Source organism: Actinomyces glycerinitolerans, from assembly GCF_900098745.1.
Classification (GTDB): Bacteria; Actinomycetota; Actinomycetes; order Actinomycetales; family Actinomycetaceae; genus Actinomyces; species Actinomyces glycerinitolerans.
Genome location: NZ_FQTT01000015.1, coordinates 73,416 through 88,226, shown reverse-complemented (window position 1 = coordinate 88,226; position 14,811 = coordinate 73,416). Strand labels below are relative to the sequence as shown.

Below are 14,811 nucleotides of genomic sequence, written 5' to 3'. Positions count from 1 at the left end.
ATGGCGACGCTCGACCCCGCCGCCCCGCAGCCCGGCGAGCCAGTGGTGGTGGAGGAGCCGACCGCGGAGATGCGGGCGATGTTCGGCCCCGCCTTCAGCGCGGCCGAACACTTCGCCCACATGCTCGCCGAGGAGGGTGAGCTGCGCGGGCTGGTGGGGCCGCGCGAGCTGCCGCGCCTGTGGACCAGGCACATCGTCAACTCCGCCGCCGTGGTCCCGTTCCTGCCCGACCATGGCAGGGTGGCGGACATCGGTTCCGGCGCCGGCTTTCCCGGCATCGTCGTCGCCCTGCTGCGGCCGGACCTCGATGTGGTGCTGGTGGAGTCCATGGAGCGGCGCACTCAGTGGCTCGACGACGTCGTCGCGCAGCTCGACCTGGACAATGTCACCGTCCGGCGCGCGCGGGCGGAGGAGTTGCGCGCCAAGTATGACGCCGTCACCGCGCGAGCAGTGGCGAACCTCTCAAAGTTGGTAAGGCTGACCTCACCTCTGCTGCGGCCGGGTGCCAGTCTGCTTGCGCTCAAGGGCGCGCGGGCGGAGGCCGAGGTGGCGGACGCCAAGTATGTGATCAAGCGGGCGCGTCTTGAGCCGGCCGTCATCCACGAGGTGGTTACCCCCGGTGAAGAGGTCACCAAGGTCGTTGAGGTTCGACGGCCCGCCTCGCGCTGACCGATCGGCGGCGGCCGCTCACGTAGACTGAAGCGCCGAAAGGCGTACGCCAACCGGACGCCGTAGGAGAAGCAGATTGTCAGGATCGTCTATCTTCGATCAGCTCCGCGCTGACCGCTCAGCCCTGGATCAAGTCGCCGAGGGCGGATTCCCCCGGCCCGAGCACACTCGCATCATCGCCGTCGCCAACCAGAAGGGCGGCGTGGGCAAGACCTCCACCGTGGTCAATGTCGCGGCCGCACTGGCCGAGGCAGGGCTGCAGGTGCTGGTGGTGGACGCGGACTCGCAGGGCAACGCCTCGACGGCGCTCGGGGTCGAGCACGACGAGGATCAGGCCTCCATCTACGACGTGTTGGTTGAGGGCGCCCGCATCCAGGACGTGGCGGTGCGCACGCGTTTCGCCGAGACCCTGTGGTGCGTGCCCTCAACGCTCGACGTCGCCGCCGTGGAGATCGAGTTGATCAACTCTTCGCAGCGTGAGTCGCGCATGCGGCTCGCGCTGGAGGAGTTCCTGCGGGACCGCGAGGCGCAGGGGCTGCCTCGCATGGATTACGTACTCATCGACTGCCCGCCCAGCCTCGGCATTATGACGATTAACGCCTTCGTGGCCGCCGGGGAGGTACTCATTCCCATGCAGGCCGAGTACTACGCACTCGAGGGTTTGGCGCTGCTGACGCGCTCGGTGGATCGCATCGCCCAGATTCACAATCCTGACCTGAGCGTCTCCATGATCGCCCTGACCATGTTTGACGCGCGCACCACGTTGGCCAAGGAGGTGGAGGCGGAAGTACGTACCTACTTCCCGGCGGCCACGCTCACAACTCGCATACCCCGTTCTGTACGCGTGGCGGAGGCGCCGTCCTTCGGGTCCCCGGTCGTATTCTGGGACCCCCGCTCGAGCGGCGCCGTCGCCTACAAGAAGCTCGCGATGGAGATCGCCGCGCGCGGTGTTGAGCAGGCTCGGCAGGACGAACCCACGGAGGCATGACGATGGCTCAGAAGAAGCGCGGCCTGGGACGCGGGCTGCAGGCACTCATCCCCGACGCGCAGGTGGAGAATCCCAGCCGCCGCCCCTCCGACGTCTTCTTCCCCGAGGGCCCGGGCGCCGACGCCGCCGCGGGGACCGAGCCCGAAACGGCGCGCCACGCGGATGACATCGCCGCCACCCTGCTGGCCCCCTCCAAGCGCTCCCGGCGGGGCGGGCGCAGTGCTGGAACGCGTCCGCGGACGCCGGTTGACCCGAACGCTGTGGGCGACGCGAAGAAGACCGACGTGGACGCCGCGGGCTCCCCGGGGATCGCGCAGGGCCCGGCGGAATCGGCCGGTATGACCGAGGCGGCCGCGGCGAGCACCGGAAATGTTTCACGTGAAACATCCGCTGCCGGCGCTGACGCAGAGGCCGACATCGAGTTGGTGCCGGTGCCGGGAGCGACCTTCGCCGAGCTGCCGGTCGCAGCGATCGTGCCGAACCGGCGTCAGCCGCGTCAGGTTTTCGACGAGGACGACATTGCGGAGCTCGCCGACTCCATCAGGGAGGTCGGCCTGCTCCAGCCGATCGTGGTGCGCCGCATGGACGCGCCGGTGGATGGCTCCGCGGGCTCCGAGAACGCGGACGCGCCCGAGGACGCCGCTTACGAGCTGGTGATGGGCGAACGGCGCCTGCGCGCCGCGAAGGCGGCCGGGATGGAGACGATTCCGGCGGTGGTGCGCTACACCGCGGACGAAGAACTGCTGCGCGACGCGCTGTTGGAGAACCTGCACCGGGTGCAGTTGAACCCGCTTGAGGAGGCGGCCGCCTACCAGCAGCTGCTGGAGGACTTCGACTGCACCCAGGCGGAACTGTCCGAGAAGATCGCTCGGTCCCGCTCCCAGATCTCCAACACCCTGCGGCTGATGAAGCTGCCGCCGCTGGTGCAGCGGCGGGTGGCTGCGGAGGTGCTGTCCGCCGGCCATGCGCGCGCGCTGCTGGGCCTGCCCGACGCCGCCGCCATGGAGCGCGTGGCGCAGCGCGTGGTGGCCGAGGGACTGTCGGTGCGCGCCACCGAGGAGATCGTGGCCGTGTACGGAGAGCCGGCCGAGGCGCATGCCGCTGCGAAGACGGTGGGGCACTCGCGCAACACCCCCCTGCCTGCCCTGTCCACGCGCCTTTCCGACGCCTTCGACACTCGCGTCAAGGTCACCCGGGGCGCCAAGAAGGGCCGTATCACCATCGAGTTCGCTGGGGATGAGGATCTGGCGCGGATCGTGGAGGCGCTGGCGCCGGGAACCTCGCTGGACGAAGGCTGACACGGTCGCTCGTCTGGCGATGGGCCTCTGGCCTTGAGACGACCGTGCGCGTGGTTCGAACTGGACCGAGTCGGCTGCGCCATGGAGACGCGCGTGGGCGTGATTGAGTAGTCGATGGCGTGCGGCGCCCGGCCCGGACCGCAAGCAGTTATCAGATGAAGGCGAGAGGGCCGCGATGTTTCACGTGAAACATCGCGGCCCTCTCGGCTCGAGGACGCCGGTCGTTCAGGGGCACACCGCTGGATGGCGCACGATGTCGTCATACAGCTTCGGCAGGCCGCCGGCGGCCTGCGCGGCCATCGGGAACAGGGAGACCTCGGTCATGCCGGGGATGACGTTGGCGTCGATGAACCAGGGCTGGCCCTCGGCGTCGACGATCAGATCGGTGCGCGAGAGGTTGCCGAGTCCGAGCGCGCGGTGCACGGTTACGGCCATCTCCTGGGCGCGCGCCTGCACCGAATCGTCGACGCGGGCCGGGACGAAGTACTCCGAGCGGCCGGGGTTGTAGCGGGCGTCGAAGTCGTAGCGGCCCTGGGAGACCACCTCGACCGCGGGCAGTGCGTGCGGGCCATCGCCCGTGTCCACGACCGACACCGCGAGCTCGGTGCCTTCCACGTACCTCTCGATCAGCGCCCGCTCGTCGTAGGCGAAGCAGGAGACCATCGCGGTGCGCAGCTCGTCGGCGTTCTCCGCGTAGGAGACGCCGAGTCCGGAGCCGCCCTGGTTGGGCTTGACCACCACGGGCAGGCCGAGGTGACCGGCGACGACGCCGAGCACCTCCTGCGCTCCGAGCTGGCTGAAGTACGCCTTGGGCAGCGTCACCGAGTCCGGCGTGAGGACGCCGGCGGCGCGCACGGATGCCTTGGCCGTCGGCTTGAAGGATGCGCGCTGGCAGCCGTCGGAGTGCGTGCCCACATAAGGCAGGTCGAGGGCGATCAGCACGTTCTGCAACCCGCCATCCTCGCCGTGACCTCCATGCACCAGCGGCCACACCACGTCGGGGCTGAACGCCTTCAGGGAGGCGATGGTGCGCGCGTCCACGTCCATGACCAACACGTTGTGGCCCAGGTGCTTCAGGACGCTGGCGACGCGGTGTCCGGAGCGCAGCGACACGTCGCGTTCGTGGCTGAGACCGCCCGCAAGTACGGCTATGCGCAGCGGCGCGTCGGGGTTGGATTCGGCGGTGTCGGACATGGACGACTCCTCGTTGTTCAAGGTCGATTCGGTGTGTATGCGTCGGTGCGGGTGATGATGGGGTCTCAGACCTGGTCCGGCGAGGGTGCGGAGACGCCGCCCGAAGGCCGCTGGCAGGCGGGTCCGAACAGGTTGACCAGTTCCAGGTCGTGGGTGACGACCTCGGAGAGGCGCCGCACTCCCTCGCGGATATCGACTGGTTCCGGATAGCAGAAGGACAGACGCATGTGGTCGCGGCCGGCGCGGCCGCCCGCGTAGAAGGCGGTGCCGGAGACGTAGGCGACGAGGTTGGTGACGGCCCGCGGCAGCATCTCCTTGGCGTCGAGGCCCTCGGGCAGTCCGACCCAGACATAGAAGCCGCCTTCGGGCACGTTCCACGTGCACATGGGCATGAACTCGGAAAGAGCGTCCACCATGGCGTCGCGGCGCCTGCGGTACATGGTGCGGAAGTCTTGGATCTGACCGCGCCAGTCGAAGTTGTCCAGGTAGTTGGAGATCGAGAACTGGCCCACCGAGCTCGGACACAGGATGGCGGCCTCGGAGGCCAGCTTCATCTTCTCCCGCACCGCCGGCGGCGCCACGGCCCACCCGACGCGGTATCCGGGCGCGAAGATCTTTGAGAAGGATCCGAGGTAGACGACGTCGTCGGGCGCCAGGGTCTTCAGCGCGGTGTGCGTGCGGCCCTCGAAGTCGAGCAGTCCGTAGGGGTTATCCTCGATGATGAGGATGTGGTGGCGGCGGCAGATCTCGATGACCTGCGGGCGCCGCTCCTCCGAGAGGCTGACGCCGGCCGGGTTGTGGAAGTTGGGTAGGCAGTAGAAGAACTTGACGTGCCGGCCCTGCCGCTCAAGGTCGGTTATGGTTTGCTCGAGCGCTTCGGGAATGACGCCGTCGGCGTCGATAGGCGCCTGTTGGACGTCGGCCTGGTAGGTGGAGAAGATGGACAACGAGCCCACGTAGGTGGGCGCCTCGGTGAGGATCACGTCGCCGGGATCGATGAACAGCTCGGTGACGATGTCCACCGCCTGCTGGGAGCCGGTGGTGATGACGACGTCCTCGGGGTCGGCGTCGATCCCCTCCAGCGCCATGACTTCGGGGATCTGCTCGCGCAGTCGCGGCAGTCCCTGTCCGTTGCCGTACTGGAGCGCGCGACCGCCGTCCTTGCGGATCATGCGGGCCGTCGCCTCGGCCAACTCGTCGAGCGGCAGGTCCTTCAGGTTGGGCATGCCGCCGGCGAGGGAGACTACTTCGGGCCGGGAGGCGACGGCGAACAGGGAGCGAGTCTCGGACTCGCGCAGGCCGTACGCCCGCGTGGCGTAGGAGTCGAGCCAGGGGTCCAGCCGGTTGCCTCGTTGTGGGTTCGTCTCGTTCACGTGGTAATCCCTCCCGGCGGGTGGTGCTTCGTCAGAGAACAGTCTGCCACGCTTGGGCTTGACGGTGATGTTTCACGTGAAACATCACCAGACGGGAGTGCTCGGGCGATGACAGTGAGCGAGTTCTTCGCTGGCGTGGCCCGCCGTGCCTCGATTACGAGGGCCGCCTGAACCCGCTACGGTCGGTGCATGCCGCACATGGAGTATGTGCAGCGATGTTTCACGTGAAACATGGACCGTCGACACGAGTGTTTCACGTGAAACACTTCGGGCCCGGCCCGGATGTTTCACGTGAAACATGCTCACCCGGTTGTGGCGGCGGTTCTCGGCATTCAGGATCGCAGCGCGTCGGCGGCAATGAGCGCCCGCAGCCGCGACTCGTCGCAGGGGATGCTCACCACGTGCTGCTCGGCGTCGAGAAGACACTGAATCGCCTCGGGCACGGGCTGCGGGGCGCCGAGCGCCTCGGCAACGGTCTCCGGGAACTTCTCCGGCCGGGCGGTCTCCAGCACGAGGGTCGGAACTTCCGGTTCCATCAACCGCAGGGCCACGGTCACGCCGTCGGCGGTGTGCGGGTCGATGGGTGCAGCGGTGGCCTCGTGTACGCGCCGGATCGCGGCGAGCCGGTCGGCATGAGTCGAGGTGCCGGAGACGAAGCCGAACTCATCGCGCATCCGTGCCAGCTGATCGGAGAGGTCCAGCACCCCGGTACGCTCCAGCTCGGGCCAGCGGGAGTGGAACTCCTCGGCACCGAGCAGAGTCCAGATGAAGCGCTCGAGGTTGGAGGCCTTGGAGATGTCCATGGACGGACTGGAGGTGGCCAGGGTCTGTGCACTCGAGCGGGGCCGATAGACGCCGGTGGAGAAGAACTCATCCAGCACGTTGTTCTCATTCGTGGCCAGGATCAACCGGCGGATCGGCACCCCCATGGTGCGGGCGAGATGACCGGCGTAGATGTTGCCGAAGTTGCCGCTGGGCACCGCGACGTCCACGCCGAAGATGCGCTCGCCGGTCGGCTCGCCAACCCCGGCGCCCGCTGCCGCCCCGGCGAGGCCCTCCGCGACGCCGTCGGAGGCGCGCAGCCAGGCCCACACGTAGTAGACGACCTGGGCGGCGATGCGCCCGAAGTTGATGGAGTTGACCGCGCCTATGGCGTATTCGACCTTGAAGGCGGCGTCGCCGTTGATCGCCTTGACCAGGTTCTGGCAGTCGTCAAAGACCCCATCGACGGCGATGTTGTGAATGTTCGCGTCGGCGAGCGAGTACATCTGCGCGCGCTGCACATCGCTCATGCGCCCCTGCGGGGACAGCATGAAGACACTGACGCCGTCGCGGCCACGGAATGCGTGCTCGGCGGCCGAGCCGGTGTCCCCACTGGTGGCACCGAGGATGTTGAGCACGCGTCCCTCGCGGGCCAGCTGGTACGGGATCGCCTGCCCGAGGAACTGCATGGCCAGGTCCTTGAACGCCATGGTCGGCCCCTCGGACAGTCCCACGAGGGCGAGCCCGGGAGCGACGGCGTCGAGCGGGCGCAGCGGCACCACCGGATCCGGAAAATGCTCCGGACCGTAGGCGGCCGCGGTCAGCGCCCGCAGATCGGCGGCCGGGATGTCGGTGGCGTACAGGCCGATGACCTCCGCAGCTAGCTCTGGGTAGCTCAGCGAACGCCAGGCCTCCAGAGTGGCGGCGGATACCCGCGGGACCTCTGCGGGGACGGCGAGGCCGCCGTCGGGAGCCAATCCGGACAGGAGCACGTCAAGGAATCCGGTGGGCGCCATGCCGCCCCGGGTGGAGATGAAACTCGTGTCCTGCGTGCGGTGCATGTGCCGCCCTCCCGTGCGCCGTGCTGAAGCGGCCCCATCCTATGCGACGAGTGCCTTTGGGTCGCTAGGCAATGCGGCATATCCCGAAGCGGGGAGGACATGGTGAAGATCCCATCCGTATGCCTGGTAAGTGGCGTTGCGGGTTTGGTATGTTCCATTTCGGTAACACGCATGATGAGGAGCTTCGGTGGACGACGAGATCAATGACGCTGCGGCGCAGTCGGGCCGGCGGCCTGGGACCGCCCCGCGGGGTGCGGGCCTGATCGACCCGACCGGTTCGTTAGGAAGCTTCCGGCAGGGCGATGACGGGCGTGGCTTCAGGGGTGGTTGGTGATGGCTGACCTGGAGATCTCCCCGGAGGTGTGGCGCACCCACGCCGGGCACGTCGCCTCGGTAGGCGACGGACTGGACACGGTGGAGTCTGCATCTGACGCGGCGTTGGCGGGTGAGCCGTTCGGGATGTTGTGTACGCCGTTGTTCGCGTCGTCGTATGAGAGCGCGAAGACTCAGTTCGATTCGAGTCTGTCTGATATCGGGGATCTGCTCGAGCAGGACGTGCAGGACTTGAAGGACACAGCCACCGACTTCGAGGAGACCGACTCCCAGGCGGCTACCGGCGCCAACAACACCTACCCGTCTTACTGAGGGCTGGGTGCGGCTGGTTGTGGTGTGTGTTCGGCGGGTGGGTGTCTGCCGCGGGACTGACGGGTTATAGGCCTGTCCGCCGCGATTCTGTTAACTGTTGCTTATGATTTGTTTCCCTGGAGGTTCCTGGTGACTACCGCTAATCCGCTGGTGGCTGAGCGGCAGGATTCGACGTCGTTTTGGGCGGGTACGGGTATTGGTGAGGATCTGTCAGATCTGAGTGAGGCGATCGGTAATGGGTCGTGGGTGTACGGCTCCCTGGCGGGTGTGGCCTTGGCCGGGGATGTGGTGTTCACGGTATTTAACCCGATTGCGGCTGCGGTCAGTGCAGGTCTGGGGTGGTTGATCGAGCATATTCATCCATTGGATGAGATGCTGGAGCAGCTGACCGGTGATGCCGATGCGGTGATGGCGGGGGCGCAGACCTGGACGAACATCTCCGAGGCGCTTGCTACTCATGCGCAGGATGTGCGCAACTATGTGACCGCGGACATGGCGGGTCAGGCCGGGTTGGCGGCCGCTGCGTGGCGGTCGCGGGCCAAGGAGTTGTCCGATGGCCTGGACGGTGCCTCTGGGGCGGCGTCGGGGATTGCCAAGGGTCTTCAGATCGCCGCCGCGATCGTGCAGTTCGTCCATGACATGGTGCGTGACACGATCACCGAGGCCTTCGGCATGCTGATTCAGGCGGCGGCGGAGGAGTTCTTCTCGCTGGGGCTGCTGACCCCGCTGGTTGCCTATCAGACCTACTCGTGGATTGCTACACGGGTGACCAGGCTGTCCGGGAAGATCAAGGACCTGGTCACCTCCATCTCAGCCCTGTCGCGGCTGCTGAACCGGGTGCCGCCGGGTCTTACCGGCATGGTGGGCAAGCTCAAGAAGCTGAAGAAGCTGGCCCCCTCCAACCTGGCTGAGGCCACGGGCCGGGGAATCGGCCGTGGCATCAAGAACCACCTGCCCGGCTCCCCCAAGGCCCCCGCCCACGCGGGCGCCGCACGCGCCGCGCGCAGCGCCAACAACCTCGACAGCCTAGGCGGCAGCACCACCAGTACGCCTGCGCCTGCTGGTGACACCGCCGGGTCTGTGGGCGGTCCCGGTGGTGCGGACGCCGCTGGTGGCCGGTCATCGGCTTCCAGCGGTACCGGATCGACCACAGCGGGTGGCGGCGCCCACGCGGGCTCCGGTTCCGGCGGTACCGCCGGTGGTGTTGGCGCGGCGGGCGGTACTGCCAGCGGCGGCTCGTCCGCTGGTGGTGGTTCCGATGCTCTGTTCCATGGCATTCACCCCACTCGTGGGGACATGAGCGCCGAAGCTCCCCCGGCCCACGGCGCCGCGAGTTCGTCGGGCGGTACGGGTCAGGCGTCGGCTCCGTCCTCGCCCGATGGTGCTGCCGGAGGCGGTGGTGTTGGTGCTGGTGGGTCCTCGTCGGGCTCCCCCGGCAGTGCTGGCGGGGCCGGGACTCCAAGCACTTACAGCGATGCTGCATCCTCTGCCGGGAACAACAGCTACCACGGCATTAACCCGATACATGGCGACACCAGTACCTCTCCATCGGCCCACGGCACCGCGCACGCCGATGTCGGTTCAGGCGCTGACACCCAGCGTGCGGGCAGCAGTGGCTCGGAGGGCGCTCACACCAGCACCCCCGACGCGACCACCGGCCGAGCCGGTGGCGGCGGCTCTGGTGCCGGGGGCAGCCGGGCCGACGCTGGCGAGCCTGAGCCCGCCAGTCGCAACGGCTCTGACGCTGATGCCAAGCCCCGCGGCCGGTCCGGTGCTGACGGCGACCCGGGCAGCAACCGGCCTGCCGACCACAACTCGGAGCAGCATCAACCCGATGAGCACGGCAAACAGGCTCCCGACGAGCGACCCCGGGACACCGACTCGCCGGGCTCCTCCGAGCGCCCCAGTGGCCATGAGGCCGAGCCCGAGTCCGTGTCTGCTCACATGGACCCAGAAGGCAACAGCTCTCATTCGAGTACCGCGGCAGCTGACAGTACAGCCCCACACGGCAAGGCCGACGACGCACCCGACCCGGCCAGCGGCGGTCACAAGGACGCGCCCAGCAGCGACACCGACACTACCCATAAGAGCAACGACGGGGACACCAGCAACGACCACGCAAAGGACAACACCGCCGATCACGACAGCCAACACGAGGGCGATGACGACCACAACGTTGACGATCACGCCGATGTAGACGGGGCAGACGGTGCTGACGGCGACGTTGATGACAGGTATCAGAAGAGTGTTCCTGAGTTGTTCGAGGACCGTGAAGGATTCGTTAGTCAGCGCGACGAGTTGCTGGGGCAATTGGACGATTCAATGCCCGACGGCCTGGAACGAAAGGCTTTCAACATCAAAAACCGAGACGATACTGTTGATAGTCTTTTGGCCGACGGATACGACCCGGAAGAGATCAAGAAGCTGCAAAAGATCTCAACCGACTTGACCGCCGCCAGGCAGAATGTCTCTGAGACTTCCGCGGCGATTGGTGAGGTCGGTGGGCAGCACTACTCGGATACGCATGGCGCTCCGGTGCTGGATGCGTGGCGTAACGAGAACAATGGCCACACGCCACCGGGGGGCTACTCCGATGGCGCCGCGTTGAGCGGTGACGGCAAGACCTTCTACGAGCTGGAGTACAAGGGCGTTACCGCCAGGTTGAGCAAGACGCCTGTGCACACCACGTTCGAAGGAGACTTTCCTCAGGGCACACCAGAGTACGCGCGCGATCACCTTATCACCGACCCGCGCTACGCCCAGTACTTCCATGACCATAAAGACGTGTGGGAAGCGATCAAGAGCGGGAAGACCAGTCTATGCTTCCGAACTATTTCCACTCGCACAGCACACGGGGAGCCGCACGTGCAGGACGTCCTCTTCGACCTGGTCGGAGACGGGCCAAACGGCCACAAGGTTCGCGACACTCTACAGGAGATGATCGACGCGCTCGACTGAATGACGGTCCTAGCCGCGAGCATTGAGCGTTACGCAAAGTCTTCAACGGCCGATACAGTAGACATTGCGGACAGCGCAGCCTAAAATACTTAGTAGTCTAAAGGGTCACAGCCTTGCCGACTGGGCAGTCCGAGTGATTCAGGGAGGAAGCAGGTATGAGCAGTGCCAGCGGCGGACAGGCCGGGACCGGCGGCCCTGCTGGGGCGGTTCCGGTGTTTGAGTTGTCTTTGCCTGGTGGTGGGGTGTTTCGGGTGGTTCCGCCTGAGGTGGGTGTGCCGGTGATCCGGCTGTGGTTGGAGCATAAGTGGCCCATGAGTGTCCGGGAGGGTTTGGAGTTGCGTGACCGTCTTGGCTGGCAGTCGTCACCAACAGACGAGATGATGTTTACTACCGGTCATGACTTGGGCGGGAAAGATGCATACTTCATCGATCTTAAGGGTCAGGTGAATTCCTTTCACATGGGGTTGGCTTCGCGTATTCCTAAGGCCAGTGCGCCGCCGGAGGCGGCTGTGCTGGTGCGCCGGGCGTACGCCCAGTACGTCGAAGTGCTGACCGGCTTGTACGGTACCGGCACTACTAAGCACTTTCAGGGGCGTAACGGCCCCCAGGAGTCCACCACCTGGACCCTACCAAGTGGAGCATCGCTGCGACTCGGTACCGTCGGGCGAGTCCTCAGCGCCACCGTCAATTCGCCTGCTGCTAATCGTGCGGCCGAGGCCGAACGACGCTACCTCGAGGAAGAGGCTGAGTTCCCCACCGAGCCCCCGCCACGGCCCCGCACCAACAAGTGACGCGATACAACCACCTGGCGTTCGCGTCCTCCGGTATGCCACCGGTTCCCCGCGTGCAGGCAGCGGCTCTGGCGCCGGGGGCAGCCGGGCCGACAGTGCTGGTGCCGTGGACGAGGCCCGCGATGCTGGCTCCACGACCGGCACCCATGCCGGTGACGGCGCCGGTGCGGACGTCTCCCGACCGGCGCACGAGACCACCGAGGCCCCGGACGCTAAGCCCGCCCGGGCGATGCTGATCGTCCTGACGGCAGTGCTCGCGACGGGTCCAGTCCGGAGGCCGACCAGGACGCCGGTGGACGTGGTGGCCGGGCCGATGCCGACCAGCAAACCACCAACGACGCCGGCAGCCGTGATGGCTCCGGCCGGCCCTCCGAATCTGGCCAGGACACCGCCCGGCCCGGACGTTCGGAGCAGTCCACCCCCACGGGTGACGGCGCCGGCCCGCACTCCTCGCGCACCAGCAGTCCCGCCGCAGACGCCCCGGACGCCAACAACCCGCGCTCCGACCCCGCCCCCGAGATTGACCAGCCCGACGCCCAACGCACCAGCGACACCGGTGACGGCAAGACCAGCTATGACGGCGACCCTGAGCCCACCAACCCCAACGACTCCGACACCGATGCAGAGCCCCGCGGCCAGGCCGATGCCGACGGCGACCCGGGCAGCAACCGGCCTGCCGACCACAACCCACATCAGCATCAACCAGATGAGCACGGCAAACAGACTCCCGACGAGCACCCCCGGGATCCGGAGTCGCCGGACCCCAAGCAATCCAGGGGCCGGGAGCTCGAGCCTGAGTCCGTGCTTGCTCGCAGGGACTCAGAAGACCACTCGCGCTCGGCTACCACAGCAGTTGACAGCACAGCCCCACACCGCAAGGCCGACGACGCACCCGATCCGGACGCCAGCGGCCACGAGGATGCGCCCGGCGGCGACGCCGACGCCACCCACAAGAGCAACGACGGGGACACCGGCAACGAGCGCGCGAAGGATGACGCTGCCGACAAGGACGGTCAACACGAACCCGGTCACGACCACGACGCGAACAAAGGCGTGGACGGCTCCGATGATGCTCCAGACTGGTCCGACCAAGATACACGCGACAAATGGTTCGATGATTGCGACACCCTACAACGACCACCTAACACAGACGCTGTCACATACCAGCATCGCGTTCTGGGTACCGATGTTGAACGCGTACTCGTAGCCGACCACGGGGACACAGTAGTTGCGGACGCCGTGAAACCCGATGGAACCGCATACACCGCATACGATGCCAAGCACACAGCGGGAGGCTCAAATTCCATGTACGAAGGGGGTCGCCCACCCTTCATCCAGGAAAAAATCACATGAGACAGTTCGATGACGAGATCAGGCGGTACGGCGAGGTAATTCAATCCCAATGCAATCCCGTCGATAGACTTGTAGTTGTAACCAAGACGCGGAAGGCTCAGGAATGCTTGACTCAGCGCATTCAAGTAATCCTTGGAGACGGCGTTCCGTTTGAAGTTCAATTCATCTCATGATATGCTGAGCCAAAATACGCAGAGTTCAACAGCGCATCCAACTAGGAGCGTCAAATGGGAGGGAATCACTTGGTGACAACCGTCACCTCGACCCAGTATATGTTTGACGCAGAAGACTTCCTGAGTCACGCCCAAGAAAAATGGCCCAACTGTCGCGTATTTCGGTTCGATTCTGAAGACAGGACGTCGGATGCCTCAGTGAACGTACGTCCAGCCGGCGGCGTTCCGTTTAACGTGATTCACTATCCTGACAATCAGACATTGTCTACGGACGCAGAGGACGGCGTGGCCGCAGATATTGCCGCGTGGATACGATCGCTGCACCCAAACCCAGAGTTAGTCCTATGGTATATCGATGATTCTTTTGCCGGACACGTTGTTCTTGTTCCCGGAATCACCGCCGAAGAGATTCTCTCCAATTGGGTAGACCACAAGGAACATGACCCATACGCAGAGTATCCCGACTACTTCAAGTGACACACAAACCACACAGTCCAGGCACGAATCCGAGCCACCCGCGTCGATGCCCCAAATAACGACTATTTCTGGCTCTTCCGATGTAAGGGTGTAGTAGCTGTTGTTTGAAGCCGCCGGATTGTACGAAACGGGACGCGTGTCAACTGAAGGTAGCCTGAGCCGCTCCGAGGTTAAGGCTGCCAGGGCGGAGCGAGCGCTCCATCCCTAACTGTGTACAGGTAAGGTCGTGGGCATGTTCCGGACACCACGTGGACTGCCGATCCGGTCCCTCACAAGTGGCAAGCAATGATAAAACGCGTAAACGGCAGTCTGGGCGGTCATTCGAGATGGTATCCTATTGGGTATGAGCTCACTGAGTTCAGATTCGGTGAGGGGAATAATTCGTGTCTGAATCAAGCGTCGCTGGCAAGCCGCAAGTCGGTTGGCCTGAGTACATTGGTTTGGGGTGGCTTATTAATCAGGAGTGTATGGAGGCCGACGTGAAGCACCTGTGGGAGTATTCCCTGCCGAAGGTGCGGGCCAGCGAGGATGAGGTCGTCCAGGCCGAGAGGCAGCTCGGGTTCCGGCTGCCCGAGTCCTACCGCAGCTTCCTGCTTGCGGCCGACGGCTGGCCCAACTTCACCCAGAACGTTACAATATTCTCCACCCAGGACCTTGTCGGAGGCCCCTTGTACGACAGTGCCCGTATACCTTTGAATCTTCCGGAGTGTGTGGCGGCGATGGCCATGGACGGTGTGATAGCCGAAGAGCACTTCCTGGTCGCCGCATCTGAACTCGAAGACACTGTTTTTCTCATGGGTAAGCCCGGCACCACCAGCGAGGGTAAAGTCGTCTGGTACGCCGACGGTCAGGTGATTGACCGGTACGATAACTTCCATGACTTCTACATGGCCATGCTAGAATACAACAAGAGTGATGCGCGCGAACTCCGTCAGGAGAACGGTCTGCCACCAAGACTAATGCCCGGCGAGAAGGGATATCGGCCGCCGCGCTTCGAGGATGATGAGCCACATGCCAACGCCCAAGCGCCAGAGGCGTGAGTCGACGTGGCGAGCGACTCGGGGAGGAA

12 protein-coding genes are annotated in these 14,811 nt (G+C 65.5%); 9 read left to right on the top strand and 3 right to left on the bottom strand.

The window, feature by feature from the left end; genetic code table 11:
- The 3 genes from rsmG to ACGLYG10_RS14215 all read left to right on the top strand — a co-directional run bounded on the left by rsmG (position 1) and on the right by ACGLYG10_RS14215 (position 2,955).
- A complete protein-coding gene (rsmG, locus tag ACGLYG10_RS14225) occupies positions 1–669 on the top strand; it encodes a 16S rRNA (guanine(527)-N(7))-methyltransferase RsmG (RefSeq protein ID WP_073333431.1) in 669 nt (222 codons plus the stop codon).
- Between the two features lie 76 nt (positions 670–745).
- Complete coding sequence (locus ACGLYG10_RS14220) at positions 746–1,657, top strand: ParA family protein (protein ID WP_073333428.1); 912 nt, start codon at positions 746–748, stop codon at positions 1,655–1,657.
- A gap of 2 nt (positions 1,658–1,659) precedes the next feature.
- Positions 1,660–2,955: a ParB/RepB/Spo0J family partition protein gene (locus ACGLYG10_RS14215; RefSeq protein WP_073333425.1), complete on the top strand. Its 1,296-nt coding sequence runs from the start codon at positions 1,660–1,662 to the stop codon at positions 2,953–2,955.
- Positions 2,956–3,180: 225 nt separating this feature from the next.
- Here ACGLYG10_RS14215 and ACGLYG10_RS14210 read toward each other — a convergent pair whose 3' ends face one another.
- The 3 genes from ACGLYG10_RS14210 to thrC form a co-directional block, all read right to left on the bottom strand.
- Entirely contained in the window at positions 3,181–4,149 is a 969-nt protein-coding gene (locus ACGLYG10_RS14210) for a D-alanine--D-alanine ligase family protein (protein ID WP_073333423.1), read from the bottom strand.
- Between the two features lie 65 nt (positions 4,150–4,214).
- Entirely contained in the window at positions 4,215–5,522 is a 1,308-nt protein-coding gene (locus tag ACGLYG10_RS14205; protein WP_073333420.1) for an aminotransferase-like domain-containing protein, read from the bottom strand.
- A 332-nt stretch (positions 5,523–5,854) separates the two neighbouring features.
- Positions 5,855–7,345 (bottom strand): threonine synthase, encoded by a 1,491-nt coding sequence (gene thrC / locus ACGLYG10_RS14200; protein ID WP_073333417.1) that lies wholly within the window; start codon positions 7,343–7,345, stop codon positions 5,855–5,857.
- Positions 7,346–7,678: 333 nt separating this feature from the next.
- On the opposite strand from thrC, the gene ACGLYG10_RS14195 reads away from it, so the two are divergent.
- From ACGLYG10_RS14195 to ACGLYG10_RS14170, 6 genes are all read left to right on the top strand, one after another.
- A complete protein-coding gene (locus ACGLYG10_RS14195) occupies positions 7,679–7,990 on the top strand; it encodes a type VII secretion target (RefSeq protein WP_073333415.1) in 312 nt (103 codons plus the stop codon).
- A 267-nt stretch (positions 7,991–8,257) separates the two neighbouring features.
- Complete coding sequence (locus ACGLYG10_RS16085) at positions 8,258–10,948, top strand: hypothetical protein (RefSeq protein WP_170866530.1); 2,691 nt, start codon at positions 8,258–8,260, stop codon at positions 10,946–10,948.
- Positions 10,949–11,103: 155 nt separating this feature from the next.
- Entirely contained in the window at positions 11,104–11,739 is a 636-nt protein-coding gene (locus tag ACGLYG10_RS14185; protein WP_244542697.1) for a DUF6301 family protein, read from the top strand.
- A gap of 801 nt (positions 11,740–12,540) precedes the next feature.
- A complete protein-coding gene (locus ACGLYG10_RS16080; RefSeq protein ID WP_139241008.1) occupies positions 12,541–13,092 on the top strand; it encodes a hypothetical protein in 552 nt (183 codons plus the stop codon).
- 245 nt (positions 13,093–13,337) lie between these two features.
- A complete protein-coding gene (locus ACGLYG10_RS16075) occupies positions 13,338–13,742 on the top strand; it encodes a hypothetical protein (RefSeq protein ID WP_139241007.1) in 405 nt (134 codons plus the stop codon).
- Between the two features lie 467 nt (positions 13,743–14,209).
- A complete protein-coding gene (locus ACGLYG10_RS14170; protein ID WP_083565950.1) occupies positions 14,210–14,782 on the top strand; it encodes an SMI1/KNR4 family protein in 573 nt (190 codons plus the stop codon).
- The last annotated feature ends 29 nt before the right edge of the window (positions 14,783–14,811 follow it).

Bases quoted from the DNA above. Each gene is read 5' to 3' on its own strand.
- rsmG (WP_073333431.1), top strand. From the start codon at position 1: ATGGCGACGCTCGACCCCGCCGCCCCGCAGCCCGGCGAGCCAGTGGTG.
- ACGLYG10_RS14215 (WP_073333425.1), top strand. From the start codon at position 1,660: ATGGCTCAGAAGAAGCGCGGCCTGGGACGCGGGCTGCAGGCACTCATC.
- ACGLYG10_RS14210 (WP_073333423.1), bottom strand. From the start codon at position 4,149: ATGTCCGACACCGCCGAATCCAACCCCGACGCGCCGCTGCGCATAGCC.
- thrC (WP_073333417.1), bottom strand. From the start codon at position 7,345: ATGCACCGCACGCAGGACACGAGTTTCATCTCCACCCGGGGCGGCATG.
- ACGLYG10_RS14195 (WP_073333415.1), top strand. From the start codon at position 7,679: ATGGCTGACCTGGAGATCTCCCCGGAGGTGTGGCGCACCCACGCCGGG.
- ACGLYG10_RS14185 (WP_244542697.1), top strand. From the start codon at position 11,104: ATGAGCAGTGCCAGCGGCGGACAGGCCGGGACCGGCGGCCCTGCTGGG.
- ACGLYG10_RS14170 (WP_083565950.1), top strand. From the start codon at position 14,210: ATGGAGGCCGACGTGAAGCACCTGTGGGAGTATTCCCTGCCGAAGGTG.